We start from the raw sequence: 26,503 nt of genomic DNA, 5'->3' as shown, positions 1-26,503 counted from the left end.
TCTCCCCTTCCTCTATGACGCAGCAAGGCCTTATCTGGTTCCCCGGGGCCGCGCGCAAGACTGCCGGGACCAATTTCGCTGCCGGTCGTGGGCCTTCTCCGCCCGACCCAACCAAGTTTGGTTGAATGCATGAACTAACGCTTGCCGTTCCCCGGCTTGCGATTATGGTTGGCGAGTTTCTGAGGCGGCAGGGGAAACGGATTTGCCTCGTCGACCAGCTCGATCGCACCTGCTCGGTCTGATCGCAGCCGCGGTGATACCCGTCTGGCTCTTCGCAGCCTATCTGCTTGGCCAATATGCCCTGCATGATCGATCCCGCTTCGAGCAGGATGCTCTGCAAACGGCCCGCCAGGTCTCGCTTGTTGTCGAGGGTGAAATCGCCAATCTGCAAACGATTCTCGACGGCCTGTCGAAATCGGCCGCTCTCGCGAATGGCGACCTGGCAGGCTTTCGTGGCGAGGCGCTCCGCGTTGTCCAGGGCACGGATCGGATCATTGTCCTGCGCGATCTTGGTCGCAATCAACTGTTGAATACAGAGATCGGTTACGGTGCGAAGCTGCCGCTGGTCGAGCCGATGTCGGCGAGGGATCGCGAGAAGCTCAAGGCTTCCGGAATTTTCGTCAGTAATGTCTTTGCCGGCAAGGACCCTCAAGACTATCGCATCTCCGTTGCCATACGGGTGCCGGTTCTGACGGGCGAAGACCTGCTTCTTTCGATCTCTGTCCCAACCGCCCGCATTCGTGATGTGATGATGCCAGCAGTGCCTGAGGGCTGGACTGTAGGCATTGGAGATCGCGATGGAACTTACGTGGCGCGTTCCAAGTCGCATGAGGAGATGACCGGTAAACCCGGATTGCCCGAATATCTGGAAAAAATCGTCGGTCGCTCCGGCAGTTTCACATCCCGCAACTTCGAGGGCACGACGCTGCTGGCAGGCTACTACAGATCCTCGTATTCCGATTGGTTCTATACCGCCAACGTGCCGCTTTCGGTGGTGCAAGCGCCGCTTTGGCGTTCGCTCGCGGCGATTTGCGGGATCGGCCTGCTCGCGCTTCTTGTGTCAATGGCCCTCGGGTACGTCGTTGGAAAGCGCTTCACTGTAGCGACCGCCGAGCTTGCTGCTCGCGCTGAGGCTCTGGGGCATGGCCGCACAGTTGAACCCTTGTCAACCTCGGTTGCCGAGTTCGCTGCTGTCGCGCAGGCGTTGGTTGACGCAGAGCGTGCCATCGCTGAGCGCCGGTATGAGTTGGAAACGGTGTTGGAGACGGTGCCGGCTGCGGTTTGGTTTACCTACGACCCGAAGGCTCTCCAAGTCATCCGCAATCGCTTCGCAGCGGAACTCATGGGTTTGCCGACGGACGGCCGTAAGTCGTTTGGCGCGCCCGACCTCGTGATCAACACCGTGGCAGTCAAGGACGGTCACACCGTGAGCCGTGAAGACCGACCGTTGAGCCGGGCAATGCGCGGAGAGCTGACCGACAACGAAGAATTCGCCTACATCCTTCCGTCCGGGATAGAGCGCTTCCTGCTTTCGAGCGCGCGGCCAATCCGCGATCCGGGCGGTAGCATCATAGGCGCCGTCCAGATCAGCCTTGACATAACCGATCGCAAGCGCGGCGAAGAGCACCGCAAATTGCTGGCCAACGAACTGAACCACCGCGTCAAGAACACGCTTGCAGTGGTCCAATCCATCGCAAGCCAAACGATCCGCAACGCCACCAGCTTGCCCGAGGCAGGTCGGACCCTGTCCAGCCGGCTTGTCTCCCTGGCAAAGGCGCACAACCTCCTCACGCAGAAGAACTGGAGCGGCGCCGATCTCAATGATCTGATCACGGCGTCAATCAACCCGCACGCGCGGATGGAGCGCTTTCAAATCAGCGGAGAGAAGGTTTGGCTTCCGCCCAACGTCGCGCTTTCATTGGCGTTGGCAATTCATGAACTCACGACAAATGCGATCAAATATGGAGCGCTGTCGAATGCGAAGGGCAGTGTTTCGATATCCTGGAAGCTCGCCAGTCAAAAACGCCATCGCCGACTGGAACTCGATTGGCGTGAAAAGAACGGCCCGACCGTCGGGCCTGTCGAGCGCAAGGGATTTGGCACCCAGCTGCTGGAGCGTGTATTCGCCTCCGATTCCGCTGGTCGAATTGTGCTGACATTCGAAAAATCAGGGCTGGTCTGCAATTTCCAGGTGAATTTGTCTGGATCGAATGAGGCTCAGGTGCCGAAAGCCTTTTCCTCCTAACTGCCTGCGGCCAGGGAGCTTCGTTGAGCCGTTAGAATTGACCACCTTCTATCCCTATGCACTGCGCACAAACGTTGACTACGTTTGGGGCAGATGGCGCTCGGCGACGCCGCCCGAACTCGTCAGAACGTGGCCCGCTCGACGGTCGCCCGGACACAGCGAACACTGCAGGTGGCTGGTGGCAACCCACGCTTGTGAACTCTGACCTGCTCGTCGAAATGCGCGAAGCATTGAGCGCAGAAGGCGAAGTCGCGATCTCCCGATCCCGCGCTGACATTTCCAGCTTTGTTGAAGCTTGATCAGCCAGACCGCATAACACCCGGCTCCTCGGCAGGTGGATCGCCGCTCGGCCGTTGCAACTCGGAACTGTCGCGCATTACGTCGGAGAAATTAACGATAGAAACCAAATAGCCTGCTTCATCATAAACCCTGATTGTCGAGCCTGATTGATCGGCGCCGGTCGGAGGGTCCACGATAGCTGCGCGGGGCGATTTCGATTGCTCTCGGGCTGGCAAGGTCTGCGCTGGCTAGCTCTTCCTCGAAAATCGTGGTTTTGCCGTCAGTGGTCTCAAAGCGGAACTTGGGCATAGAAACCTCCTGACCCACGCAATGCCCCGGTGGAAGTTTAACGCGATCAACGGCCTGTCTTGCTATGTGGGTCGGATACAGCCTTGCTCTCCGGCGAGCCGCGCTCACGAAGAAAGACTGCCATCAGGATGAGGATGGCGGTCGACAGAAACTCGCTTTGCCAGTTCTGAAAACTCTCAAACCAGAACGCACCGGAGATTAGCGTGCTGTCATATGGTCTCGGGTTGTGCGCCATGCTGGAGCGCTTCTTCGGCGGCGCGGCGCGTGCTGTTCCACACATGCAGCACGAAAGTAGCGATGAAAAGCGCCAATAGCGCCAGGCCCAGCGAATGCGAATACACTGCCCTGGCCCAGCCGCCGGCACGCACCGGCCAAGGCGCATCGGTGCGGTTCTCGTCCAGAGCCGGATCGCGGTCTTGCCGGGAGGACTTGTCCGGATCCTTCGATTCGGCAGATCCGCGCTGGATCAAAAACGCGGTCAGCATGACGAAGGCCCATTTTTCCAGAAATTCACTTTCCCAATTTTCAAAGAGCGCCGAAAGGAAGGAGCCTGAACTAAGAAACATTGAAATACTGCGCTGCGCTTCGCCATGGAGGGCGCGTTCCTGATTGTCCGCAGCCCAGCCAGTCAGCGCCTGGCCAATGAGGCAGGCCAGGAAAATAGCCAGCATTGTGAGCACGAGGCCATTGTTTTTCAGAACAGATCGCATGCCGTCGCCGAGTTGAAGTCAGAGGCCGCAGTTGGCCAATGCTGGAACGGCTTTGCGTCAAACATTGTTCCTGTCTCGATCGTGATTGTCCGACCGTTCATCCGGCGCTTCCGAACCGGACCCCCTCGGTATGTGAAACCGGGCTGAAAAGAGTTTGTTGCAGTTCACCAACCGAATATTAGCAACCTCTTGACGATCGCCGACCGTGCTCCAGAATCTCTGTATGACGCGGGAACATAGGGGCATCGACATTGGCCACGAGGTGACGATAGGCGTCACCATTCTGGAACTGCTCGACAACGGCCGGGCCAGCGGGAACGTTCCGACCGACCACTTCCCCTTCTTGATCGACGCGCCGAAGAAGGCCAAGCCGTCGCACGAGTTGGATCTCACCAGACACGTCACGCGGGTCGATGACGAAGATGGCAAGGTGATCGGGAAGGTCCGGGGTGCTCGCGGTCGATCAGGATTCCCTGACGAAATGGAAGCGCGTCCGGCCGCTGCTTAGCGATGAGCAAAGGTAGGACCAACAATCCCGTCACGGCTGTCAAGAACACCGGCCATGCGCCGTGGGTAAAGGACCCCAAGCATTTCGAGATCTTCCGTGACTACTGGCGGTGGATCTACGAGCGCCACCGGATAGCGGCGGCGGTGGTAGCCGTGCCGCTCCTGTTCGGTATCGTTGGACTTGCCATTCGCTATGCAGCGGTGGCTTCAACGTTGGTAGAACCAGGCTTCGAACCTTATGCTCGTGCGCTCTGCCGTTGGGATTGCCACTGGTATGTCGATATTTCCGAACGTGGCTACGAGCGCTTTCCCATACCGAACCAAAGCAATGTCGGACGATGGGGGTTCTTTCCACTCTATCCGACGCTGGTAGCGGCGATCCGGTCGGTTTTCCCTTTTCCAACGATACTGGTCGCGTCGATTGCCTCGCTTGCATGCAGCTACGCCGCATGTCTGGTTGCATGGCCGCTGCTGGAGAAGAACATGCGGGCCTATGTGCTGTACTGCGCTTTTCTGCTCAGCGGCCCGTTCTCCTTCCACTTCACCACGTTCCTTTCCGAACCGCTTTTCGTGCTCCTGACCTCGTGCGTTTTTCTGGCACTCAAGCGCTCCAGCTATCTCGTCGCGGGCGTTTCATCCGCGCTCCTGTCGGCAACCAGGCTTGTCGGCGTCTTTGTTGTATTTGCGACCGTCGTTCAAATGTTCCGGCAGCATCGTGAACGAGGCGGCTCGACATTCTCCTTTCCACGCTGGGTGCTCGGTCGACCGGATCTCCTCGTTGCGATCTTTATCTCGCCTGCCGGCTTGTTCGCTTACATCCTGTTTTTGTATGTCACTGTCGGCGACGGCTTTGCGTTCCTACACGTCCAACGCGCGTTTGGACGGGTGGCTGGAAATCCGCTCCTCTTTCTATGGGACGGGCTCTCGGCGGTTCCGACGACCGGATGGCTGCCCACGGCGCCGCAATGGAGCGCGCTAGCGGCGATCGCCGGGCTGGCGCTGTCGGCTGTGCTGGTGGCTCGCAGGCAATATGGTGCGGGGCTCTTCTGCGCGATCTGCATCATCCTGCCATTGATCACGAATCTGGCCTCCATGGTCAGATACGTCATTGGGCTTGCGCCTCTGATAATGTTGGTGGCTGTCCTGTTGTCGGCGTCGAAACTGACTTGGCTCGCCGCTTTGGTTCTCTTCTTGCATGCCTGCTATTTCATGACGGCGGCATGGATTGGAGGCTACCTTGCCTTGGTCTGACGCCCTGGCCCCCTATGGACGTGCGGTCTCGTTTGGCGGCTATGCGGCTGCGACGGTTCTGGCCGTGTCCGAGATCGCCGTCCTCGCGCTGGCTCTCAATCCAAAGGTCAACGCTGACTATCGTGCCTATTACATCGATCGCACGACGACATGCCTCAACCGCGATGCCATTGGCAATTACACCCTTGGCCAGACGGTTTCCTTCCGGTCCGACGGCGCCAAACAAGCAGCCGGCATGATAGTTTGTGGCTGGTCGGGGCCGGTAGCCGACGGCACGCACTCGCTGGGCGAGACCTCGCGACTTCGTCTGCGGATACCGCCACTGCACAACGGTCTTACGGCAACGCTACAAATGGCCGCCGTCATTCGTCCGCCACAGATCACGCAACGGGTGATGATCTCGGTGTACGGCGTTCCGGTGCATAAGGTCATACTGTCGGGCAAAGAACCGACGACGGTCTCGTTCGTCATTCCGCACACGGCCTTTGGGAACGCGGAGACAGTCGAAATGGCCTTCGACTATCTCGATGGGATTCCGCCCAGCCCGGCCGCAAGCAATATCTACAAACGCTCCATCAAGTTGGTGTCGTTCAGGCTTGACGCCGGTTAGAACATTATTTTCTCGAGCGGATCATGCGGAGCGATTTGGCTGATCTGGACTCCGCTCGGCAAAAACCCATCGGTCAAGCACGAAGAAATTGATCGCGGGGACAAGTAAGCAAGTAACCAGCACGGGAATGATGAGCGGCAGGCCCAGCTTGACCGTCAGCAGCGCCGGCGCCCCGTAGGCGATTGCCAGGCCTGTTGCCGCCAGCAGGAGAAAACGCGGAGCTTCAGATTGATGCGGTCCGCCCGACACGAACGTTACGGATTTGTGAGCCAGATACGAGAACAGAGTGGCTGCGGCGTATGCAGCAAGCGAGGCCTGGATGGGCGTGAAGCCGATCCGTTCCGATTTGGTGAAAATGGCAACCAATGCAGCATACAGGATTGTGGCGGCGATGCCGACCAAGCCGAAGCGCGCCAAAAGCCTCAGGGCGCCGCCACGAACAGGCCGATGCTCAGACAAGCGCACTACACGCATATTGTGCTCCCAGCGGCAGGCGCGCCAGCGCGCGCTCGACTCTTCGGGCGAACGGCTTGGCTGACGGCAACAGCAGGAAGTGCTCGGATCGGATGTTCCTGAAGCCTGCTTCTTGAAAGAGGGATGCTGTTTGGGCTGCGCTGAGCAGGACCGCGTCCTGGTCGAATGGACACCGGAACACCGCGAGACGCGTCAGCGGATTATAGGGATTGTGCTCAATGATGCAGGCGACGCCGCCCGGGCGCACGACGCGCCGCATCTCCCGAAGGAATTCGAGCCATGAGGCGGGTGGAACATGATGGACGACGCAACTGGCGAAAGCCATATCGAACGCGCCATGGTCATATGGCAAGTTCGGCGTGTTGCAGGCCCTGTAGGAGACGTGTGGATTGTCCTGGCTGGCGCGCAGGATCGATTCTTGCGAGATATCGCAGCCATCCAGGCAGTCGAAAGCGCCTTCGAGATAGGGATGGAGCGAACCGATGCCGCAGCCGACGTCTAGCGCCCGCACACGCGAGCCGCCGTGACGAAGCTCTCGCTCGACAACAATGCGTCGCAGCACGTCGGCCTTCGCCACTAGAAAGAAGTCGTGCTTAAGGCCGGAAAACTGGATCGATCCTTGGACCGCCTCGCCATAATTCAATCTATAGCTGTCGAAGAGTTCGGACATTGGCCGAGACTCCATTCCGGGGTTTGCGAAACGATCGGCGGCTCTCACCAGGGGAGGCACGCATCGCCTCGTCAAAGCCGGTGAGGCGATCAATCACGTAAAGCGGGCGGCGTTTGACCTCGGCGTGAATGCTGCCGACATAAAGTCCGACCACGCCGGTCATGAAAAGATTGATACCGCACAGGAGCGACACGATCACCACGGTGGAGGTCCAGCCGGCAATAATGCCGGTTTCAAAGATCCAGGCGAAAATGGCGTAGGCGCCAAAGACTATGGCAAGCGTCGAAATGGACAAGCCGCCCCAGAGCGCCAGGCGCAGCGGTTGCTCTGAGAAGCTGACTATGCCGTGCACGGCAAGGTGCACCATCTTCCAGAATGGGTATTTGGTCTGCCCCAGGGTCCGCGCTGGGCGTTCGAAAGGCACCGCCGTTTGCTTGAAGCCCATCCAACCGAACATACCCCTCACGAAGCGATCTTGTTCGGGCATCTGTCTAAAAGTTTCCAGCGCTTTGCGTCCGACCAGGCGGAAATCCCCGACGTCGCGCGGGATGTCGACTGACGTCATCTTCTCGAGCAAGCGGTAGAAGAGACTTGCCGTAAATCGCTTGAACCAGGTTTCGCCCTCGCGCTTGACGCGGCGGGCATAGACAATCTCGAAACCTTCCTTCCACTTCGCCACCAAATCGAGAACCACCTCGGGTGGGTCTTGAAGGTCGGCATCCATGACGATAACGGCATCCCCCTCGGCGGCGTCCATGCCGGCTGTGATCGCGATCTGGTGCCCGAAATTGCGGGAAAGCTCGATCAGCCGGAAACGAGGCTCGTCGGCGACCACACGCCGAAGGTAGCTAACGCTGCCATCGCGGCTTCCGTCATCGACGAAAATCGCCTCGGTCTCTCCGTCTAACCGGTAGATCAGCGACCTGATCCGCTCGACCAGCCGAGGCAGCACCTGTTCTTCATTGTATATCGGCAGGACCAGCGAGTAGCGCGGCATCGACGGCGCATTCACCCCCGTCCTGATGCTTTGGACCACAGAATTTCGCATGCGGGTGAAATGAAACGGGCGCCCCAAAGTTCCATAAGTCATTCCTAAATTAGAGAAATTTTGTGTATGCGGCTCGTCGGTGTCGGAGAGGCTGCGTTGCTCGCACGTTCAAGTGGTCGACGATTTGGTGCCCGAGGCATCCATCGGTTGGCGGTTTCACCCCACGAGACCGCCTTCACGATGTTCGACTGCGTGGATGATCGCTTCATAGACGCTGCCAATCTCTTCATCGATCTCCTGAATCGGGATGCCCTCGGCGTCGGCAGCCCGCATTGCCTGGTCTGCCAAATCGGTCACGAGCCGGCCAAGGTCGTCGATTGACCCCTCCGGCATATGTTCGGAAATCCATTTGTGCAGAAAGTCAGCGCCTCGCGTGCTCATCGGCAGTGGGCCAGATCTGACGATCCCTTTCCGGCGCCAACATTAGGATGACGACAAGCCTCGTGCGTCGTCGTGGCATTTACAGCAATTGGGCCGTCAGCCGTAGCATTTCTCCTTTTCAGCCCAAGACCTTCGGGTGCCGAACGTGGAGTAGCTTCAAGGGTTCCGTGGCTGGCCCTCAGTCGCATCCAATTGCGGACTTAGGTCTCATTTCGGCATCCACCCTGGCCGGCCCATAACATCTTGATCCGCCCGTGAGAGGAGGGCGAGACAGTTCCTCCCAAATGTGATTCTGCGGCGGGAGGGAAGACGCGTTACGCTGTGTGGTCAACGAAGAGGAGATGACGAATGAAAACGTTCCTCTCAATAGCCGCCGCACTGGGCCTCACCATATCCGCCGCTTCCGCAGAGTGCCCCGGGCATTCGAAGGTGTAGGCGTCGGTCGACACACAGACGACCGCGAGCGTCGAAAAGGCCGACACGTCGAGTTCGACAGATAATACAGATATTAAGGAAGAAGTGCCGCCGAAAGCCGAATAGCGGCAACGCCTGCAACAGAGGCCACGCGGCCGTCGGGCAGTTCCCGGTGTTGGAATAAGCCCGAAAATGCAGCTGCCAGGTAGGACTCTGCCCACCCGTTGGCCGCACCTTGGCAGCGCACCAATGGTGGCCCCGCTTTCGCAAGCCTCGCGCCCGTGGATGACGGCAGGCTGGCTTGAAGTCTGCCCCAAGATTCTCCTAGTTAAAGTCTTGGCGCAACCACTCGGTGGCGGGCGCGTTTGTGCACAATGGCTGCATCGATTGGAGGGATGGGTTCGCCAACGGTTCCAGGGACAAGCGCTGACATCGCGAAACGCACCGAGGTGCGTTGGCTCGCGGCGTGCTCATCCTTGGAAGTGTGTTCCAGTTGCGCAGGCGTCCAGTCGGCGCTCGATCCGGCCGGTGAGGAAGCGCACCAGATCGCTCAACTGTTCTGGCTCATGGCTACTGTCGGCGGTTTTATCTGGCTGGCGGTCATCGCCCTTCTCGTCCACGCGACGCGCGCCGCGAAGCGGCTACAAGGTGATCTTCGTGCCGTTTGCGGATGGCAAGCCGTCGGGGCCGCCACAAGACGTGCTCACCGGGTTTCTGAGCAAGGACGACAAGGCCCTCGGCCGTCCGGTCGGCGTCGCCCTCGACCGAACTGGCGCGTTGCTGATCGCCGATGATGTGGGGAACAAGATTTGGCGGGTGGTCCCGGCGACAGACTAGGCCGGCGCATCCCCGCGGGGCGCCCGGAAGGAATTGGGCTCATGGATCGAAACGACGGCGGGGCCGAACGGATCGTCACCGTTTTCGGCGGAACAGGATTTCTCGGCCGCAGGCTCGTGCAAAGTCTCCTGGAGAAGGCGTTTCGGGTGCGCGCGGTATCCCGCCATCCACATCGCGCGAAACCTAAGGCGGCCGCGACCGCGCCCAACATGCCCGAACCGATCGAAGCCGATATATTGGACGCTTCTTCCATCGGATCGGCCGTCACCGGATCATATGCCGTCGTGAATGCGACCAGCCTCTATGTCGAACATGGAGATGTGACGTTCGAACGCGTCCACGTTAAGGCAGCCGCAGACCTCGCCGGTGCGGCGCGCGCAGCTGAAGTCGAAAAGTTCGTCCAGATTTCAGGGATCGGCTCCGATCTGCGGTCGGACTCGACATACATAAGGGCACGGGGGCAAGGGGAAGGGGCGGTAAGGAATGCTTTTCCCGGGGCGCTCGTCGTCCGGTCGGCCGTCATGGTCGGGCCCGACGATGTCTTCCTGACGACGCTGATGCGGCTGGTCCGGCTCCTACCGATCTATCCGCTGTTCGGCGATGGCGCGACACGGCTTCAGCCCGTCTATGTCGGGGACGTCGCCGAAGCGATAAGCCGGCTGATCGAGAGAAGCAACGAAGAGCCATCGACCTTCGAGTTCGGCGGGCCCCGCGTCCTGAGTTACAAGGAACTGGTCTGGGAAATCGGCCGAAGACTGGGCACGCGCCCGATGCTGGTGCCGATGCCATTTGCGGTGTGGAATTCCATCGCAGCCATGGCTGAGTTCGTTCCGGGCGCCCGATCCAGCGCAACCAGGTCGATCTCATGCGCGTCGACAACGTGGCGGCGATCGACCTGCCAGGTTTGAGGGAAGTCGGAATCAAGCCGCGCGACATTCAGGAGGTAATCGGCATGATCGAGCACTCTGGCGACTAACCCCCCCTCGTTTGCAACTACTGTGCTCTGCGGCCGTAGGCCCGGGAACGTTGGCTCTGCAGGAATTTCCGGCGGCGTGATCGGTGGGATCTCCGGAGGTCCTCTTCCCGGCTCGGGAACGGGATTAGGCGAAGGGGGGAGGCACGCCCGGCGGCTCGTCGGGCGGGGTTTCCGGAGGGGCGGGGGGCCGGGTCGGCTCCGGATTGGGGTTGTCCGGCGCCGGTACGGGATTGTTCGGATCGGGACGGTTCATGGCGGTCTCCCGGGTTTCGATGTAGGGCTCTCCTACCGCGCTCCGAATGTTCTACATCTCGCCCGTGGCGCGGTCAGCTGGTGCGTTGGTTCCAACGAATTCGTCGCTTTGATCGCGTGCTGCTGCGCCTCTTCCCAAGCCATAGGCTCGATCCTGCGTGTTCGGATTCCCGCGTTGGTCATTGAGCCAAACCCTCGGAGGCGAGGAGTGTTGCCGTTCAACGTCGAATAACCTTATCGGCAGACGCCATTCCGCCTTGCCGTCGCCCGTCTATCGGAACATCGAGACGCCACACGAGTTGAGGGGGCAGGACGGGTGCCTGACGCATCCGCTCCGCCAATCAACAGGAGCGCTGGAAATGAGAGTTAGCGAAGTGATGACCCGCGACGTCCGCGTCGCCAATGCGAATGAGACCATCCAGGAGGCGGCGCGCATCATGGCTGAGATAGACGCCGGCCTCGTTCCGGTCGGCGACAATGACCGGCTCGTCGGTATGCTGAGCGACCGCGATATCGCTATCCGTGCCGTAGCAGAAGGCAAGGGTCCCGACACGAAGGTCGGCGACGTCATGACGAATGATGTCAGATACTGTTTCGAAGACGAAGACACCGCTGATGTATGCCGCAATCTTGGCGATCAGCAAATCCGCCGCATTCCCGTGCTGAACCGCGACAAGCGGCTGGTGGGCATCGTCTCGCTGGGCGATCTCGCGATCACGGACGGCAGCGGCAGCACCGGCGAAACCTTGGCCGCCATCTCGCGTCCCGGCGGACAGCATACGCAGACCAGCGGCATGCAGTAACCCAAGGCCGATCGAGCGATACAATCGAGACGCGGACGTGTCCGCGTCTCGAACAGTATCGCAGAGAGATTTAGGACCGTATCTCACCGTGGTCGCGCCTTGCGTTCCGTCTGATCAGACGTTGCGTCCACGCATCGCACGTTCGCGAACACGTGTGGAACCAATCATGAAAGGCTGGCCGACTTACTGCAATCGCTAGCATCCATCATCCAAGTTGAAGATTAGCGATTTCCAACTATTTCGATGGGACGACAGGCATCGCCTCCGGTGTCTGATGAAGATCGGGCCTCCGATCGGCCCGCGTCCTCCGGCAAGGGAGCGGGCTTCTTATTTGCATCGCCGGGCTTCCTGGCACCTGGCGGATAGAGCGGTGCCGGCTGGGCGATAACTTAACCCGGCCGGCGCTTCTGACCGGCGTGGTTCGAACTGCCTTCCGGCGGACTCCCCCGAGAATTAGAACGAGGGCTTCACCCCTGTTTGACGTAGCCGGCGGTAACCTCGTCTTTGTGCGCAGGGAAGGCTTCCAGGACCTCGGCGTTCTCGGGCTTGGGAACCTTGAAGTGATCCAGGGTCCTGCCGAGTTCGGCTGCGACCTCATCGACGCGCAACACTTGCCCGGTCGCATCGGTGACTAACTTTTGGTTTCATCCTTAGCAATACATTGAACAAGCTGCTGGCGCAGGGGTACGCCAGCAGCGGGTCGCCAAAGGTAAGCGTTTAACTACAACCGCAACAACGGTGGTGCGAACGCCCTGTTTGTCGATGGATCGCAGGAAGCGACCGGCAACTCGGCGAGCGCCGGCTGGGTCGGCGGTCACAGCAATATTTGGATTGCAGCGGGTGACAACCCGGACACGTTCTGGGCGTCCTATGTGGGCGAGATCGCAGAAATTGGCCACTGGAATGTAAATCTAGACGCGGCAGAGGTTGCTGCCTTGGCTAAGGGGTTTTCGCCAAATCGCATTCGTCCTGCCGCGCTTGTTTTCCATGCACCAGTTGTTCGGGAGAGCGGAGGGCTGGGCTCGCGGGAACACAACAGGCGGCGCAGTGTCCGACCATCCTCGGGTGATTGGTGGGGCAGTTTAGCCGGAAGCGTCAACGCTTGTAACCGGTCGGCAGAGCGGCCACCGCCTCCCGGTATCGGTGTCCCACTGCCGCCGTATATATTCCTTTGTTGAACAGCCCGTCCCATAGGAAAAAGCAGGCCACCAAGGCGATCACTGTAAGAACCGGTCGCATCGGAAGACCTCCCTCTCAAGAGAGGGAACTAGGCCGGCTGAAGGTTCCCGACGGCGTGTTGGCGCATCCTCAACACCAGCAAGCGCGTAGCTGCGAACGGTGTCATGACAAGGAACGCCATCGTGACGCTGACCATGAACGACAACAAACAGAATGCGCTGGGGACGTAACAAACGGCTTCCATAAACATAACCCCTTCAAAACACCGTTTACCCTGGTGGCCTCCTCCGTCCGCTCTCTAAGCATGATCCTGCTTCAGGAGAAATTCAAGAGATCGCTAATATACAGGCGTCCGGGTTAACCGGCGAACGCCAGTCCTACCGCTATTCCCAAGCCGATGGCGAGACCCATGACGAGCTTGCCCGCCAAGTCCATAGCGAAGGCGCGGACAGGACGCCACACGTCTGTGTGAGGCTCCCTGATGGCGCTGGCGAGGTTATCGAATGTCGCTTCCATGGTTGCCACCCTGCGATCTTCGAGGGCAAGCCTAGATCAGATCCACAGAAATGTGAATCCCCATCGTTGGGCCTATTGGCAACCGAGAAGCCATGAGGAATATTGTCCTATGTGGGGCGACCCCTTAAACGGAGATCGCCATTCTCATGACTATGAAATTTCCATTCGTTGAGGACACGCTCGGCAAGAAGCTGCAGATCGGCACTGGCCTCGGTGGATTGCATTACGTGCCGACGTCATGTCGTGCTCGACGTGCCGGCGCTGGCGCGTCGCCTGGGCGATGACCACGGCTGTATGCACTGGGATCTCATCAAGGTGCTGTACTGCCAGTCCCGCTAGATCTGATGGAAGTCGATTGCGATCTGGAGGAAACCGCAGACGATGAGCCGTCGATCGGCTGGACTGATCGCGGCCCCAGCGCTGGCGGCCTGAACGACGATTGCGAAGCCGATGCTAGCGATCTGGAGGACAGCGGCGACGAGCACGAGGCTTCCCTCGGCTGGTCGAGCCAGACAAATCAGGTTCTGGCCTTGGCCGATGCCCACGCCGATGTCACGTTCTACGATGGCGAGGTCGATGCAGGCGACGCGCCTGAGATGCCAGACCACAACTGACATTCCCTCATTTGCAGGAAAGTGGCCCGCTGCCGGTGGTGGCGGCCTTTTTGTCTCGTGAAATCTCTAGCCGCCCTTGTATCTGGCGGCGTCGACCCATCTTCACAGCAGCCCCACGCGTTGGTCTTTTTCACCTCGATAACCTAATCGAGGTAGGCCCCGTTGCGATCCAGACTGACTTGCTGCGCTGGTAGATACTGATGGTTATCTGCTTCCCCCAGACCTCGACTTATAACATCTCGCTCCATGACACCTCCATGTCGCAGTTCATGTCGCACGGACTAGCCGATAGTCGCAGGAAACCGTTGGAAATCAACGGTAGCGGCTTGCAACATGGCGCGACATGAAAACAGCCGCCCAGGTGCATTCGATGGCATCTAAGCGACTGATTTAATTGTGAGAATTTTGGTAGACGGAGAGGAACCGGGAACCAACCTTCTCTACGGAGCCGCGCCATGACGGCAACTGAAATGCGCCTCGGATACGTTGATGACGACCGGCCTCGCCGGAACCGCGCTTTGGTCGGCTCCCCAAACTCCGCCTCGCTCCGTGCAGATGGGCGTCTCTCATAGTCGACGGGCGGCAATAGCATGACGCCGTCTCGGCGCGGCCCGCCCGCTATTCAAGAGCTGGGACGAACTGCGGCCAGCCACTGCACCTAATGGGCGGTGTAAGCTCCGTCCACCAGATGGTAGCTTCCAGTGATAAAGCTAGCCTGGTCGGACAAGAGGAAGCACACAAGAGCCGCTACCTCCTCAGGTCTCCCGCGCCTGCCCATCGGCTGAAGCCCCGCAATGCGCCGGATGGCTGCTGCCTCCATTTGCTCCGATACGAGTGGCGTTTCGATCCAGCCGGGGCCCACGACATTGATTCGGATGCCCATTCTCGCATATTCCATCGCCGCAACCTTGGTCAGTCCAACGACCCCGTGTTTCGCTGCCGTGTATGCGGACGCAGTTGGCAATCCGACGGAACCAAGAACGGAAGACATGTTGACGATAGCGCCTCCGCCCCGATCCAGCATGGCGGCGATCTCGTATTTCATGCAGTAGAAAATGCCATTTAAATTGACGTTTATCAGCTTGTGCCAGTTGTCGAGCGGATAGTCTGCCGTTGCTTTTCGAACGCCGTCGATACCTGCATTGTTTACCGCCATATCCAGGCCGCCGCATTTCTGGACAGCGAACTCGACCAGCTTTTCCACGGCTGCCGCATCAGTGACATCGACCGCAAAGTCGTGAGCCCTGCCTCCTTGCGAGCGTATTTCGGCGGCTTTGCTGTGCGCAGCCTCAGCATCAAGGTCGGCAACAACAACCTCGGCTCCTTCTTGTGCGAGTTGCCTTGAAACAGCCGCTCCTATTCCGGAGCCCGCGCCGGTCACAACCGCGATCTTATCTTGGAAGTCATGCTTCATCTCTGTCCTTGTGCCCACAGCGACATAACCGAATGGAGCCAGATGGTTGTTACAAGAGGCTTCGTTCATAGCAGATTTCGGCAGCCAAGGCCCCTGTTTGTCCTGTGAACTCTCCTGGCGCCCGACGCCCTCAGCCAACCTGCGTGGCGCCCAAATGAAAGGTTACATCAAGAAGCCGGCCTGACTGGAATTAAGGCATCACACCAGTGAAGCGGTTTGGGAGCATGGCCGGTCGGCAACGCAACAACGCCTGGTTCCGGTTGTTCCAGGTCAGTTCGGGCAAGGCGCGAGACTTGGCCGACGGGCCTTAGAGTGTTAGAGACGACGGCGGTAGGGCTGACCATTTTCTTAGCAGGTGGAAATGGACAATAACCACATTGCGCGCCGGGGGCTCGTGCTGGGTAGTCTGGCTCTGATGGTTTCCGGATGTACGTCAGCGTTACGACAGGCGGCGGAGCCGATTTCATCCGCGTTCGCACCAAGGCGTGGCCTGGATCCTCGTTACCGACGGCAGCATGTGCGGTATTACGGAAACGAGCAGGCTGGAACGATCGTCGTTGATACTTCGCAACGTTTCCTCTACGCCGTCGAGAGGGATGGGTGGGCGACGCGCTACGGCGTCGGCGTCGGCGAACAGGGACTTTCGTTCAAGGGTACAGCCACCGTCGGCCGCAAGGCGGACTGGCCGTCGTGGACGCCCACCGACAACATGATGAGGCGCAAGCCGCGCCTAGTGCAATACGCCGGCGGGGTCCCCGGCGGACCAAACAATCCGCTTGGTGCGCGGGCCCTTTATCTCTATCGCGACGGACGCGACACCCACTTCCGGGTGCATGGCACAAACGAGCCGTGGACGATAGGCACAGCGGTATCGAACGGGTGCATCCGTTTGATAAATGACGATATCATTGACCTCTACGACCGTACCCCTCTGGGCACGACGGTGCTGGTTATTTGATGGTCTGAGATGCGCCGCACGCCTGATCTCCGTCGGATGGTGAACTCTGCCAGCACGTCACCGTAAACGTGCCGCGGGGAACCCGGGTGCCAATTGTGTCATTTCAGCACTAGGCCTTGGCGTAGTTTGCAGCTAATTTAGCGGGGCTGCATTATTATTTGTGGCGCTTTCATAGGCTATTCCGCCCCCGGGGAAAGGATTGCTTGATGAGCAGGATCTTGATTGCAATGGTTGCCATGCTCGCCGTTGCCAGCCTGAGCGGCTGCGCGAACGATTGGATCGGCAAAGGAAAGGGGAAGGCTCCTCCGCCGGAACCCGCTCCGGTAGAGCAGCCCGTGATTAAATAAGGACCGGCTTTCGGTGAGTATGGGAAGGGCCGCCAGGCCCTTCCCCGTCGATACGCAGGGCCAAGGCCGACTTCATAGCCTACGGCGCGATTGGCGGGCATAGGCTGATCCTAGGCCTGCGCTTCGTGAAGTTCGAGAACGCGGCGATGACGCTTGTAAATGGCCGTCTCTTGCTTGTGGCCCTGCTGCCGCTCGCGGCAGCGGCATGTCAGACGAAAGACCTGCCGGCCCAGCCGAATTTCGTTTCTTTTGCCGATGGCGGAACTGCCTCTCAAGATAAGGACGAGCGGTTCTTCATCGAGTTCCGCTCCCGCTACGCCCTCAGCTACGGCCACACTTACGCAGTTTTTGGGCGCTTGAACCAAGACGGGAGAATGGTCGATCCCCAAGTCGCGGGCCTTCACCCGGCTTCGAATAGTGCAGTTCCCTACGTTCTGGGCCATTTCGTGCCGGTGCCAGCCGAAACCGGGTGGAGTGACGGTGATCTGGAAGAACAATACAGATCCGCAAGCTGGCGAGTCATGCTGACTCGGGACGAGTACAACAAAGTCGTTGCCTACATCCGGAAGCTGCAGGCGAAGTCCCATGTCTGGCAGGCAACAGTCTTGAACTGCAACAGCTTCGTGGCGGACATCGCGCGCTCCATGGGGTATAAGACTCCCGCTATTCAGCTCCGGCCGCAACAATTCATAACTAAGCTTCGGGAAATGAATACATAACCAAGTTTCGAGGAATGGATGGGGCCGAGTGCGATCGGTACTGCCCCTCCGGTTGTCGCATTAGCGGATCGCTGCGCCTGAAGGTCGGCCCGTGACGAAATCGAGGGGATGGGTGAAGTGGTACAGTCCCAGATCGCAGAAAGGGCGGCGGTGGCCTGAAATGAGCATTGCCGTAGCCTCAGTTGGCGAGATCATATGGGTGGTCGGCGTCATTGCTTGGTATGTGATCCGGTATCCCTTCGAGCGCCGGGCGAGGCGTGTGCGAATTGTAAGTGGCGGCCGCTCACGTTCCGACACCGTCGGACTTGCATCGGCTCTTTTTGGCCTAGCGATCCTGCCTGCCTTCTATGTCGCCACCGGCATCCCCGGAGCGGCTGACCATCCGGCCAGCGCCTGGGCGGTGGCTCTAGGCACCATCATCTTCTGCTGCGCGTTGTGGATTTTTCGCATATCCCACAAGGAACTTGGCCGTAACTGGTCGATTACGCTGGAGATTCGCGAACGGCATGAACTGGTCTGCGCCGGGCCATACGCCCTAGTCCGTCACCCGATGTACACCTCGTTCCTGCTCATGGGGCTCGGCCAGATCTTTCTGCTGTCGAACTGGGTTGCGGGCATTTCGGGTTTGATTGGTTTCGCAGTCCTTTTTCTGCTGAGAGTGGATAAGGAAGAGCGTATGATGCTGGAGAATTTCGGCTCCCAATACCGTGCCTATATGGAAAAAACCAAGCGAATAGTCCCTTATCTTTATTAGAGGTCGTTGATGCGAGGCCGAGCCCTCAAGCTTTCGGCGCCCCGGCGCCTGGTTGGCGATCTGATGAGGTTTTCGATCGGCGTGCCACGGGTCGCAGTGCAGCGTCAGATGAACCTCGGCCCACTCGTAGCGGCTAGAATGGCGCAACAGACCAGGCCCTCTTGGACAGCGATCTTCCTGAAGGGATACGCGCTTCTCGCCCGAGAGCTGCCGGAGCTACGGCGCGCCTATGTCAAGTTGCCCTGGCCGCAGCTTTACGAGTATCCGGTAAGCGTAGCCTCGATTGCCCACGAGCGCGAGTATGACGGTGAGCCGGCCGTTCTGTTAAGCTGCATCAAGTGCCCGGAGCGCTATTCCATCACGGAACTTGAGGCATCGATCCACGCGGCGCGGTCACGGCCGCTTCTTGAGGTCACGGAGTTCCGGCGTGCCTTGCGGTTGGCACGTGCGCCCGCGCCACTCAGGTGGCTGCTTATGTGGCTAGGCCTGAATATCGCCCGGCAAAGGGCAAATTACTTCGGTACCTTCCAACTGTCTGTCTATTCGGGTCTCGGCGCGGAATCACTCAACCCGCTCACACCATTGACCACGCTTCTTAACTACGGTCCGATCGGCGAAGACGGATCGGTGAATGTCCGCATCCACTACGATCACCGGGTGATGGATGGAGCGAACGTCGCACGGGCACTAGAGAGATTCGAAAAGATTCTGAACGGCGCTGTCGCCAATGAAGTGGTGCTGCTCGGTCAAAGTGTTGCCGCTCCTGCAAGGCAGAGGAACGCGACATGATTTCGCACTGTGAATTCCGGCCCGCGGTCGTCGTGATTGGCGGGTCGGGTGGAATTGGACGGGCAATTGCGAGCGTCGCTGCACGTGAGCGCGGTGCGGTTGTGCTCGTTGCCCGCTCGCCCGAGGGTTTGGCCACCTCGGCGGCTGAGGTTCGGGAGGGGGGTGGCGAGGCATTCACGCTCGAGTTGGATCTCGTGGCAGGCGATGCGCCAACGCGCCTAGAGGACTTTCTGTCCGCACACGGCCTGGTCTGTGATGTCCTAGTCAACAGCGCAGGCTATGGCCTACGGGGCGCGGCGACGGCGCTCTCTATTGATGGCCAACTCGGCATCATCGATCTAAACATACATTCCCTCAGCGAATTGACCCTCCATTTTCTGCCGGGAATGGTGGCGCGCGGGCGGGGCGGGGTGCTCAATCTCAGTTCCGTGGCCGGGTTCGTTCCTGGGCCTTATATGGCTTTGTACTTCGCCAGCAAAGGGTTCGTGCGCTTCTTCTCAGAGGCGCTTCATCAGGAATTGCGCCGAACCGGTGTGACTGTCACATGCGTGGCACCAGGGCCGGTGTCGACGGAGTTTCTCGAAAGGTCCCGCGCCTATCAGACGCCGCTCTTCAGTATCTTGCCCAAGCTGGATCCGGAGGATGTGGCCGAACGCGCGTGGCGAGGGTTCAAATCCGGTCGTCGCCTCGTCATACCGGGAATCTCGGCCAAGTTGGCTGCCCTTGCGGCAGCGCTCCTGCCTTCTGCAGCGATCCTGCCCCTGATCGGCCGGCTGCAACGCGGCGGTAATGATCCATGTCCTTGCGGTTCAGGTGTGAAGTTCAAAAAATGCTGCGGTACCCGCCAGTTCCAGCTACGCCGGGGCCCTCGGGGAATTATCCCCTGATCGGACCAGCACGCCACTGCTCGCCATTTCAGAAGTCGCTGATGGTCTTGGTTGCTGCTCAACGACCAAACGCTTCAGCAGCGAGGTGAACCACTTCGAAAAGGGACCCGGCCACAGGAGCCGATGAGGTCGTGCGACCCAAGCCGACGCTACGGTATTTGAGTCTATCTCGGTTCGGATTTCGCTCGCGCCCCGTAACTGCTATCTTGGAGATGTGAACGGCAATCCGCGAGGTGCTCTGCACTTAAAATTATGACGGGCTATCCTCAAGGACGTTGTTGTATGGGGTTTGGCTGGTGGTAGCCTTCCTCTTACTTTCCACGCTTGGGGCGAACGCGGCAGAGCCAAAGCGCGTACTTCTGCTGCACTCGTTCGGGCGTGATTTTGCGCCTTTCAGCGAGATGACCAAGAGTTTTCAGGCGGCGCTCGTGAAGCGATCGTCGTTGGAAGTCGAATGCCGGAGGTCGCCCTCGGGTCAGGTCACGACGATGCCCCAGCCGGCCTGAATGTCGGCTCTTGAAGATACACAGTTCAAAACTGCCGGTCAGCTTCCGGCCCAAAATAGGACGATCGTCTGGCGCTGAGCGTCGGCAGTTGGCGCGAAGCCGACATTTCCGAAGGTCGGGCAGTTTCGCCCATTCGGGCAACAGGCCTGTCACCTCAAGATTTAGGCTTGACGCTACTCTGTCACAAATAGCCGACGTCAACCCAGGTGATACGCTCACTGGCGCCCGCGGTGTTACGTCACGCCGGGGTATGCCCTGAGGTGACGTAACACGATCCTCAGCGACCGATGTAACATCGGAGTTGACATCGACTATTTGTGACAAGGTAGCCTCGGGCCAAAACCTTGAGGTGACACCTATGAGCCGGATAGGCTACGCGCGCGTCAGCACGATCGACCAAGATCTCGATACGCAAATTGCTAAGTTAAAGGCCGAGGGTTGCAGCATCGTCCGCTCGGAGAAGATGTCCGGTGCCAGCCGAGACGGCCGCGCCGAACTTGCGACCATTATTGACTTTCTGAACCGGGCGACGAGCTGGTCGTCACCCGCCTCGATCGGCTGGCCGCGACTAGTTAAATTCGATGCATGGTTCACCGATCATACCTGGGACGGTCGGGAACCATAATTCGGGCAAAATGGTTGTGTCGTCAGCAAGATGATCCTCCTCAAGCAAAAGGAAGGAACGATCATGCGTATGCTGACCATAATTGCCGCCCTTTCGGGACTGGCCCTGGTGGAGCCGATCCACGCGCAAACCACAGACCAGCAGCTTCCCCAAATCGCACCCCCGGCACCAGAAACCCTGCCGGATCAAACCGTACCTGACCAAGGTTTCTCCGAATTCACCGATGTTGCCATTGTCGCCGTCGAGGATCTGCCCCCGGAAATCAAGGCACAAGCGGAGGCTGTGATTACCCAGACCAGCGCTGACGATTTGCTTCGTCTGCAAAGTTCAATTGATGCGTCGCCGCAAGCAACATCGGCGTTAAGGGCGAGCGGGCTCAGCTCCTCGCAGGTCGTCGCTGCCAACATCGATGGCGATGGCATCCTGACGCTGATCATCCAGACGACGACATGATCGGCGGTCCGAAGCGGGGCAGTTAGGGCGGAAAAAGCGGCTCGCTCATTGGAACCGAAGCCCACAACATAATATCGGGGAGGACCCGCATGGCCGAAGCCGGAGTTCGCAACTTCACAATCAACTTCGGACCGCAACATCCGTCTGCTCACGGCGTGCTGCGACTGGTGCTCGAACTGGACGGCGAGATTGTCGAACGTGCCGATCCCCATATCGGCCTGCTGCATCGCGGCACCGAGAAACTGATCGAGTACAAGAACTATCTGCAGGCCTTACCCTATTTCGATCGACTCGACTACGTCGCGCCGATGAACCAGGAGCATGCATTCTGCCTCGCCGCCGAGAAGTTGCTCGAAATATCGGTTCCCCGGCGCGGGCAGTTGATCCGCGTGCTGTTCTGCGAAATCGGCCGGCTTCTGTCGCATCTTCTCAATGTCACCACACAGGCGATGGATATCGGCGCGCTGACCCCGCCGCTCTGGGGTTTCGCGGAGCGTGAGAAGCTGATGGTCTTTTACGAACGCGCCTCCGGCGCCCGCATGCATGCGAATTATTTCAGGATCGGCGGCGTGCACCAGGACCTGCCTCCGAAGCTTCTGGACGACATTTGGGCCTTCTGCGATCCGTTCCTCAAGGTCTGCGACAACCTCGACTGTTTGCTCACCGGCAACCGCATTTTCAAGCAACGCAATGTCGATGTCGGGGTAATCGGTCTGGATGACGCCTGGGCTTGGGGTTTCTCAGGCGTCATGGTGCGCGGATCGGGTGCGCCATGGGATTTGCGCAAGGCGCAGCCATATGAATCTTATCCCGAAATGGATTTCGACATTCCGGTCGGCAGGAACGGCGACTGTTATGACCGCTACCTCGTGCGCATGGAGGAGATGCGCCAGTCGGTGCGGATCATGAAGCAATGCCTGGAAAAATTGCGATCTCTGGAAGGCCGGGGTCCGGTGGCGATACCGAACCAGAAGATCACGCCGCCGCCGCGTGCGACGATGAAACGTTCGATGGAAGCGACCATCCACCATTTCAAACTTTATACCGAAGGGCTTCATGTGCCGGCCGGAGAAGTCTACGCCGCCGTAGAGGCGCCAAAAGGAGAATTCGGCGTCTATCTGGTTTCGGACGGGGGCAATGTTCCTTATCGATGCAAGATACGCGCGCCGTCGTTTGCTCATCTGCAGGCGATGGATTTTCTGTCCCGAGGTCACATGATCGCCGATGTCGCTGCAATCATCGGATCGCTCGACATCGTGTTTGGAGAGATTGACCGTTAACAGTCGTCGACCGATCAGATCATGGTCGAGAGACCTCGACATAGACACCCGCTTATCGGCGAGTTTTCGTCCTGCTGGCGCCGGCTTTATACGAATCCGCAACGATCCATCATCGGGATGGTCAATCTCGGAAGAATTCGTTTCCGCACGAGATCAGTTAGTTTCCGAAACCCGAAGGTTCTCGGATCAAGTCCGATGCCAAGTTGGCGAGCTGATTGCCGACAGCACCGAGTGGAACCCAACCGTCCTCGCTCTCCATCTGTGCGATGACTTTCGAAATGACAGGCGTGGCGGCACTGGTAAGCTAAAGCGGGTTTATTGGCCGGGTTGCGTTCTTCTGCTCGCCGAGACGAATACGTCGATGCCCTGCTCGCGGATACGTGCCGCGAGACGAGTAGAGTCGCTATCCGAGAAAACCAGACAGAAACCGTCGAAACGACGCTATGAAGCAGATCCATAGCATCGATCACCATTTCTGCGACCTCAGTGCACTATTTTCTCTCTCAGCCAAGTAAGAAACTGTTCCTCGGTCCCACAATAGATTTGTCGTGTCGCAGGAAACTATAGCCCACGGTTGGTCTCGCTGCCGTCGATGACAACGCGATCCGGTCGGCCATGACGCTCCAGCGCCTTTCTGAAGAAGCGCTTGGCCGCGTGCAAATCCCGATGCTCGCCGAAATAGATTCGACCGTGTCGCCGACGCTGTCGATGGCGCGATAGAGGTACATCCACTGTCCATGTAGGTTTCGTCCATGTGCCATTTCCCGGTCACTGTGCGTTTGCGCCGGTTGAAGCGCCCCAGGAGCAGCGGCGCAAAATGAACGATGCTGATGCCGCGCTCAGCCATCATCTCCTTCAAATCGCGAAGGCTCAGGCTGTAGGTCAGATACTAGCGGACGCATAGCAGGATCACCGACTGATCGAAATGACGGCTGCAACGAGGTGTTCACCTATGAAGGCTGGCTCATCGAGATCGTCGACATGGACAGGCGCCGCATCGACAAGCTGCTTGCGCATCGATCGTATCAGGGTGGACCTTGATTGGCGCCACGACACTGGCGGTCTGTCGATGCCGCCAATGCCAGTTAATCGCGGGAGCACTTGAGTTGAACTTCGGTTAGCGACGTCTATCGCCGCAGTTGACTGTCCCCTGCGCGTCAAAACCCGCGCTTTGCGACGCGCCAAGCTCCGCAGGGCTCACCTTACCCCGCGGCGCTTTCGTTCCTCGGCTTCGGCCGCAGCCGGCTATTGAGCAGGTGCCGTAGGTGCCGGCGTGCCAGTCGCCTCAGGCGCGGGAGCGGGAGCGGGAGCCGGACCATAAGGCCTACTGTCGAATGCCGGCAGAGCAGTGAGTTCTTCTTTGGTCCCCGCCACGACTATCCAGCGGTCGCCTTCGCGCTCCGCCCATTCAATCTTGTCATACGCCATTTCGACACTTTTCTCGCCGAGACCGAGGAAACCGCCAACGCCAATCACGATCGATTTGACCTTGCCGTCCTTGTCGATGACGAGATCATTCACGTCGCCGATATTCTGTGCGTCGTCACCGGTGCCGTTATAGACCATTTCACCGACAATGTTGGTGGCGAGATGACCCTCGGCCGGAGCCACTGCCGGTGCTGCCTGTTCCATCGGGGCCGGGGTAGCGGGGTCTGCAGGAGCCGCGGGAGCCGGCTGTGGGGTCGTTTCCTGGGCGAACGCGCCGGCCGCAATCACCGTCGCGACCGCTGTTGCGGCCAAAAAACTGCGGATCATGACAACTTCTCCTTGTGCATGATTCCGTGCTGCCGCGCCTCAAAAGCACCATTGCGGGGAAGACGAGGCGCGGTGCTCACAACCTCACAACGCTGTGAACAGGTTCTTGTTCCGGGTCCGAGTCCGAGTCCATGCTGGGGCGCGGTACCGTAAAGTTAACTGAGGGCTGACGGAAATCTGCGATCAGGGAGCATGTCGAAGATGGCCCGTGATCCGCTCTATCGCCGCCACCGCTTTCCGGCCGTGATCATCTCGCATGCAGGTGTGGCTCTACTTCCGCTTTCCGCTTAGCCTGCGCATCGACTCCGTCAGACCAGACTGTTGTCCCACAACTGACATATTCACGCCGCGGCGGTCGCGGATGCTCTCCGACGGGGCAAGGCAAACAAGATCATTCCCTATGAGCTCAACCTTCGTGAAAGCACGGTGAAGGTCATAATCCGCAACATAATGCGGAAACTGAAGGCCATAAATCGTACCGAGGTCGCCTACAAGATGAGGGACTTTTGCCGCTCGAATACGCCACCCTTGTTCTTTACGGCGGTCCGCCGGCTCAGGCGAGCCCGCTTCAACAATGCCGCGAAGCGTCGCCGGCTTATCCGACGAACGCCTCACGCATCCGAGCGAACATGCCGGGCTGTCTCCCGGCAATCGCCGCACGGATGTGACGGGCGGCCGTTGCGGCGTTCACCGTCGCGCCGAAATGACAATAGCAGATGATCCCATGCAATTGCCTGTCGGTCAGTTCGAAGAACCGCTTCGCTTCGCCGTAGTTGTCGTTTTCCAACCCGGCGGCGCGGAGGACAGGATCCTCGAAAGCGACTGAGATCGGCGAGCAGTCGCCGCGCATGGCCCCGCGTGCTCTAACCGGCTGAAACTCGGTCTGGTGCAGCGTCGAGAGGCGCCGGTCAGGGTTCCGTTCAAGGAGCTCCGCCCAGCGTTCAAGACGTTTGCTGCGCGACATGGCCTGGCGCGGGTAGGCCTGATCAATCTCGGCGACGATGTGCAGTTGCTCGATCGTCTGGTGTTTCATTTTGACCTCCTATTCGGACGATAGTTGGTCCACCCATATCCTTCTTATATCTGCAGCCAGCGTGACTCCAACCGATCGTGAAGTCCAATCACGATGATGCTCGGAGGGCTTCACTCACGAAAATGCGGAGGCCTCGCAAGGGTTCGGCCAGTTCAATTGGCGCGTACCAGAGGCAAATCGTAAGTCACTTCGGAATAGAAGCGGGCGGCAGCCTCGGCGTCCTTATCGACTACCCAGCAGGCAAAGAGGGCGACGTGTTGACGATCGAGCCTCGGCCTGACCCACTGCGTCGCCGGCTGTGCGGGTCCATTCAGGTAAGGACGAAGCCGGCCAAAAGGACCGTAAGGATAAGTGAGAGGGGTACAGCAAGAAGCCAACGAGCTTCCATAACGCTGTTGTGCTGATTGTCCATTAGCTCGTGTCTCGCTCCATTGTCCAAATCAATGGAGCGCACGCCTGACAGGTTCCCGATGGACTTGCTGGAGAGGTTAACAACGCGTTTCCGCACAGGCCGGTAAGAAGCCCGCGCCTCTGGCGGAGAGCGCGGGCCGATCGGAGGCCCGATCTTCGACAGACACCGGAGGGCGATGGCTGTCGCTCAGGCAGAATAGTTAGAAATCTCTAATGTTCAACTTGACGATTGGACACGCCCGGAGTCGATACCCAGTGTCACCTGGCCTCAGGCAGCAGGTGCGCCTTCGTGGATAGCTTTCTTGATCTCGGAGCGGAACTCAGGCGTATCGTGTTCCCCATGAACAGACACAGCGTGTTGTACCGCAGCCTTGTGGCGGTGTTTGGCGCGATCTTTCTCGGGGAGCGGCTCTCCGGATCGAACTGGCTTGGCGTCGCCCTTATCGCGGCGGGGGCGGTGCCGGTCGCCTATCGGGGGTAGCGGGCCGCAGCCGCCC

At 59.2% G+C, this 26,503-nt stretch carries 28 protein-coding genes and 6 pseudogenes; 20 read left to right on the top strand and 14 right to left on the bottom strand.

The window, feature by feature from the left end; translation table 11 throughout:
• The first annotated feature begins 202 nt into the window (after nucleotides 1-202).
• Nucleotides 203-2,245, top strand: a complete 2,043-nt coding sequence (locus ACFX5Q_RS05400; protein WP_404275980.1) for a sensor histidine kinase — start codon at nucleotides 203-205, stop codon at nucleotides 2,243-2,245.
• A 420-nt stretch (nucleotides 2,246-2,665) separates the two neighbouring features.
• Here ACFX5Q_RS05400 and ACFX5Q_RS05395 read toward each other — a convergent pair whose 3' ends face one another.
• Genes ACFX5Q_RS05395 through ACFX5Q_RS05385 form a run of 3 tightly spaced genes read right to left on the bottom strand, consistent with a single transcriptional unit; the run spans nucleotide 2,666 to nucleotide 3,543 of the window.
• Complete coding sequence (locus tag ACFX5Q_RS05395; protein ID WP_404275979.1) at nucleotides 2,666-2,833, bottom strand: hypothetical protein; 168 nt, start codon at nucleotides 2,831-2,833, stop codon at nucleotides 2,666-2,668.
• A 46-nt stretch (nucleotides 2,834-2,879) separates the two neighbouring features.
• Nucleotides 2,880-3,068: a DUF6766 family protein gene (locus tag ACFX5Q_RS05390; protein WP_404275978.1), complete on the bottom strand. Its 189-nt coding sequence runs from the start codon at nucleotides 3,066-3,068 to the stop codon at nucleotides 2,880-2,882.
• The gene (locus ACFX5Q_RS05385) at nucleotides 3,043-3,543 is read right to left on the bottom strand and encodes a DUF6766 family protein (RefSeq protein WP_404275976.1); all 501 of its coding nucleotides are present in this window, start codon (nucleotides 3,541-3,543) and stop codon (nucleotides 3,043-3,045) included. Before ACFX5Q_RS05385 ends, ACFX5Q_RS05390 begins: the two co-directional genes overlap by 26 nt.
• A gap of 223 nt (nucleotides 3,544-3,766) precedes the next feature.
• On the opposite strand from ACFX5Q_RS05385, the gene ACFX5Q_RS05380 reads away from it, so the two are divergent.
• The 3 genes from ACFX5Q_RS05380 to ACFX5Q_RS05370 are packed head-to-tail and all read left to right on the top strand — an operon-like array spanning nucleotide 3,767 to nucleotide 5,911.
• Nucleotides 3,767-4,051, top strand: a complete 285-nt coding sequence (locus ACFX5Q_RS05380) for a hypothetical protein (protein ID WP_404275975.1) — start codon at nucleotides 3,767-3,769, stop codon at nucleotides 4,049-4,051.
• Between the two features lie 2 nt (nucleotides 4,052-4,053).
• Entirely contained in the window at nucleotides 4,054-5,301 is a 1,248-nt protein-coding gene (locus ACFX5Q_RS05375) for a hypothetical protein (RefSeq protein ID WP_404275973.1), read from the top strand.
• Entirely contained in the window at nucleotides 5,288-5,911 is a 624-nt protein-coding gene (locus ACFX5Q_RS05370) for a hypothetical protein (RefSeq protein ID WP_404275972.1), read from the top strand. Before ACFX5Q_RS05375 ends, ACFX5Q_RS05370 begins: the two co-directional genes overlap by 14 nt.
• A gap of 21 nt (nucleotides 5,912-5,932) precedes the next feature.
• Here ACFX5Q_RS05370 and ACFX5Q_RS05365 read toward each other — a convergent pair whose 3' ends face one another.
• The 5 genes from ACFX5Q_RS05365 to ACFX5Q_RS05345 all read right to left on the bottom strand — a co-directional run bounded on the left by ACFX5Q_RS05365 (nucleotide 5,933) and on the right by ACFX5Q_RS05345 (nucleotide 9,518).
• Nucleotides 5,933-6,385, bottom strand: coding sequence for a GtrA family protein (locus ACFX5Q_RS05365; RefSeq protein ID WP_404275970.1), 453 nt, complete (start codon nucleotides 6,383-6,385; stop codon nucleotides 5,933-5,935).
• The gene (locus ACFX5Q_RS05360; protein WP_404275968.1) at nucleotides 6,363-6,962 is read right to left on the bottom strand and encodes a class I SAM-dependent methyltransferase; all 600 of its coding nucleotides are present in this window, start codon (nucleotides 6,960-6,962) and stop codon (nucleotides 6,363-6,365) included. The genes ACFX5Q_RS05365 and ACFX5Q_RS05360 overlap by 23 nt, the downstream gene beginning before the upstream one ends.
• 67 nt (nucleotides 6,963-7,029) lie before the next feature.
• On the bottom strand, nucleotides 7,030-8,052 hold the full coding sequence (locus ACFX5Q_RS05355; RefSeq protein ID WP_404275966.1) for a glycosyltransferase family 2 protein: 1,023 nt from the start codon (nucleotides 8,050-8,052) through the stop codon (nucleotides 7,030-7,032).
• 207 nt (nucleotides 8,053-8,259) lie between these two features.
• Nucleotides 8,260-8,484 (bottom strand): hypothetical protein, encoded by a 225-nt coding sequence (locus tag ACFX5Q_RS05350; protein WP_404275964.1) that lies wholly within the window; start codon nucleotides 8,482-8,484, stop codon nucleotides 8,260-8,262.
• Between the two features lie 884 nt (nucleotides 8,485-9,368).
• Nucleotides 9,369-9,518, bottom strand: a complete 150-nt coding sequence (locus ACFX5Q_RS05345; protein ID WP_404276480.1) for a hypothetical protein — start codon at nucleotides 9,516-9,518, stop codon at nucleotides 9,369-9,371.
• On the opposite strand from ACFX5Q_RS05345, the pseudogene ACFX5Q_RS05340 reads away from it, so the two are divergent.
• From ACFX5Q_RS05340 to ACFX5Q_RS05330, 3 genes and pseudogenes are all read left to right on the top strand, one after another.
• Nucleotides 9,514-9,735, top strand: a pseudogene (locus tag ACFX5Q_RS05340) (sorbosone dehydrogenase family protein); the annotation flags it as partial. The gene ACFX5Q_RS05345 and the pseudogene ACFX5Q_RS05340 overlap by 5 nt on opposite strands.
• Nucleotides 9,708-10,643 (top strand): NAD-dependent epimerase/dehydratase family protein, encoded by a 936-nt coding sequence (locus ACFX5Q_RS05335; protein WP_404275962.1) that lies wholly within the window; start codon nucleotides 9,708-9,710, stop codon nucleotides 10,641-10,643. The pseudogene ACFX5Q_RS05340 and the gene ACFX5Q_RS05335, both read left to right, overlap by 28 nt.
• A 679-nt stretch (nucleotides 10,644-11,322) precedes the next feature.
• Nucleotides 11,323-11,766 (top strand): CBS domain-containing protein, encoded by a 444-nt coding sequence (locus ACFX5Q_RS05330; RefSeq protein WP_404275960.1) that lies wholly within the window; start codon nucleotides 11,323-11,325, stop codon nucleotides 11,764-11,766.
• Between the two features lie 467 nt (nucleotides 11,767-12,233).
• On the opposite strand, the gene ACFX5Q_RS05325 is transcribed toward ACFX5Q_RS05330, so the two are convergent.
• Nucleotides 12,234-12,377: a hypothetical protein gene (locus ACFX5Q_RS05325; RefSeq protein WP_404275958.1), complete on the bottom strand. Its 144-nt coding sequence runs from the start codon at nucleotides 12,375-12,377 to the stop codon at nucleotides 12,234-12,236.
• Between the two features lie 1,428 nt (nucleotides 12,378-13,805).
• Between ACFX5Q_RS05325 and ACFX5Q_RS05320 the strand changes: the two genes are divergently transcribed.
• On the top strand, nucleotides 13,806-14,075 hold the full coding sequence (locus ACFX5Q_RS05320) for a hypothetical protein (protein ID WP_404275957.1): 270 nt from the start codon (nucleotides 13,806-13,808) through the stop codon (nucleotides 14,073-14,075).
• Nucleotides 14,076-14,733: 658 nt separating this feature from the next.
• On the opposite strand, the gene ACFX5Q_RS05315 is transcribed toward ACFX5Q_RS05320, so the two are convergent.
• Nucleotides 14,734-15,489, bottom strand: coding sequence for an SDR family NAD(P)-dependent oxidoreductase (locus tag ACFX5Q_RS05315; RefSeq protein ID WP_192178023.1), 756 nt, complete (start codon nucleotides 15,487-15,489; stop codon nucleotides 14,734-14,736).
• Between the two features lie 361 nt (nucleotides 15,490-15,850).
• On the opposite strand from ACFX5Q_RS05315, the gene ACFX5Q_RS05310 reads away from it, so the two are divergent.
• The 9 genes and pseudogenes from ACFX5Q_RS05310 (at nucleotide 15,851) to ACFX5Q_RS05270 (ending at nucleotide 22,807) form a co-directional block, all read left to right on the top strand.
• A complete protein-coding gene (locus ACFX5Q_RS05310) occupies nucleotides 15,851-16,447 on the top strand; it encodes a L,D-transpeptidase (RefSeq protein ID WP_404275955.1) in 597 nt (198 codons plus the stop codon).
• Nucleotides 16,448-16,653: 206 nt separating this feature from the next.
• Complete coding sequence (locus ACFX5Q_RS05305; RefSeq protein ID WP_120019056.1) at nucleotides 16,654-16,794, top strand: ABC transporter; 141 nt, start codon at nucleotides 16,654-16,656, stop codon at nucleotides 16,792-16,794.
• Between the two features lie 146 nt (nucleotides 16,795-16,940).
• Nucleotides 16,941-17,513, top strand: a complete 573-nt coding sequence (locus ACFX5Q_RS05300; protein ID WP_120019076.1) for a hypothetical protein — start codon at nucleotides 16,941-16,943, stop codon at nucleotides 17,511-17,513.
• Nucleotides 17,514-17,679: 166 nt separating this feature from the next.
• Nucleotides 17,680-18,267, top strand: a complete 588-nt coding sequence (locus ACFX5Q_RS05295; protein ID WP_404276456.1) for a protein-S-isoprenylcysteine O-methyltransferase — start codon at nucleotides 17,680-17,682, stop codon at nucleotides 18,265-18,267.
• A 9-nt stretch (nucleotides 18,268-18,276) separates the two neighbouring features.
• A complete protein-coding gene (locus ACFX5Q_RS05290; protein ID WP_404275954.1) occupies nucleotides 18,277-19,056 on the top strand; it encodes a hypothetical protein in 780 nt (259 codons plus the stop codon).
• Nucleotides 19,053-19,943, top strand: a complete 891-nt coding sequence (locus ACFX5Q_RS05285; protein WP_404275953.1) for an SDR family NAD(P)-dependent oxidoreductase — start codon at nucleotides 19,053-19,055, stop codon at nucleotides 19,941-19,943. Before ACFX5Q_RS05290 ends, ACFX5Q_RS05285 begins: the two co-directional genes overlap by 4 nt.
• An 864-nt stretch (nucleotides 19,944-20,807) precedes the next feature.
• A pseudogene (locus ACFX5Q_RS05280) lies at nucleotides 20,808-21,010 on the top strand (recombinase family protein); the annotation flags it as partial.
• Between the two features lie 94 nt (nucleotides 21,011-21,104).
• On the top strand, nucleotides 21,105-21,527 hold the full coding sequence (locus ACFX5Q_RS05275) for a hypothetical protein (protein WP_404275952.1): 423 nt from the start codon (nucleotides 21,105-21,107) through the stop codon (nucleotides 21,525-21,527).
• Between the two features lie 89 nt (nucleotides 21,528-21,616).
• Complete coding sequence (locus ACFX5Q_RS05270; RefSeq protein ID WP_404275950.1) at nucleotides 21,617-22,807, top strand: NADH-quinone oxidoreductase subunit D; 1,191 nt, start codon at nucleotides 21,617-21,619, stop codon at nucleotides 22,805-22,807.
• Between the two features lie 84 nt (nucleotides 22,808-22,891).
• Here ACFX5Q_RS05270 and ACFX5Q_RS05265 read toward each other — a convergent pair.
• The 3 genes and pseudogenes from ACFX5Q_RS05265 to ACFX5Q_RS05255 form a co-directional block, all read right to left on the bottom strand.
• Nucleotides 22,892-23,280, bottom strand: a pseudogene (locus tag ACFX5Q_RS05265) (NYN domain-containing protein); the annotation flags it as partial.
• A 53-nt stretch (nucleotides 23,281-23,333) separates the two neighbouring features.
• Nucleotides 23,334-23,693, bottom strand: a pseudogene (locus ACFX5Q_RS05260) (transposase); the annotation flags it as partial.
• Between the two features lie 359 nt (nucleotides 23,694-24,052).
• Nucleotides 24,053-24,562: a PRC-barrel domain-containing protein gene (locus tag ACFX5Q_RS05255; RefSeq protein ID WP_404275948.1), complete on the bottom strand. Its 510-nt coding sequence runs from the start codon at nucleotides 24,560-24,562 to the stop codon at nucleotides 24,053-24,055.
• 192 nt (nucleotides 24,563-24,754) lie between these two features.
• Between ACFX5Q_RS05255 and ACFX5Q_RS05250 the strand changes: the two are divergent.
• Both ACFX5Q_RS05250 and ACFX5Q_RS05245 read left to right on the top strand, forming a co-directional pair.
• Nucleotides 24,755-24,863: pseudogene (locus tag ACFX5Q_RS05250) on the top strand (IS6 family transposase); the annotation flags it as partial.
• 53 nt (nucleotides 24,864-24,916) lie between these two features.
• Nucleotides 24,917-25,081: pseudogene (locus ACFX5Q_RS05245) on the top strand (LuxR C-terminal-related transcriptional regulator); the annotation flags it as partial.
• Nucleotides 25,082-25,157: 76 nt separating this feature from the next.
• On the opposite strand, the gene ACFX5Q_RS05240 reads toward ACFX5Q_RS05245, so the two are convergent.
• Nucleotides 25,158-25,595 carry a hypothetical protein gene (locus ACFX5Q_RS05240; protein WP_404275947.1) on the bottom strand — a complete coding sequence of 146 codons (438 nt, stop codon included), beginning with the start codon at nucleotides 25,593-25,595 and terminating at the stop codon, nucleotides 25,158-25,160.
• Nucleotides 25,596-26,346: 751 nt separating this feature from the next.
• Here ACFX5Q_RS05240 and ACFX5Q_RS05235 point away from each other — a divergent pair.
• Nucleotides 26,347-26,487: a hypothetical protein gene (locus ACFX5Q_RS05235; RefSeq protein ID WP_404275945.1), complete on the top strand. Its 141-nt coding sequence runs from the start codon at nucleotides 26,347-26,349 to the stop codon at nucleotides 26,485-26,487.
• Nucleotides 26,488-26,503 lie beyond the last annotated feature (16 nt).

This window comes from Mesorhizobium sp. IMUNJ 23033, from assembly GCF_044778005.1.
GTDB classification, from domain to species: Bacteria; Pseudomonadota; Alphaproteobacteria; order Rhizobiales; family Rhizobiaceae; genus Mesorhizobium; species Mesorhizobium amorphae_A.
The sequence above is the reverse complement of the archived record's forward strand: the minus strand, read 5'-3'. Positions and strand labels throughout refer to the sequence as shown.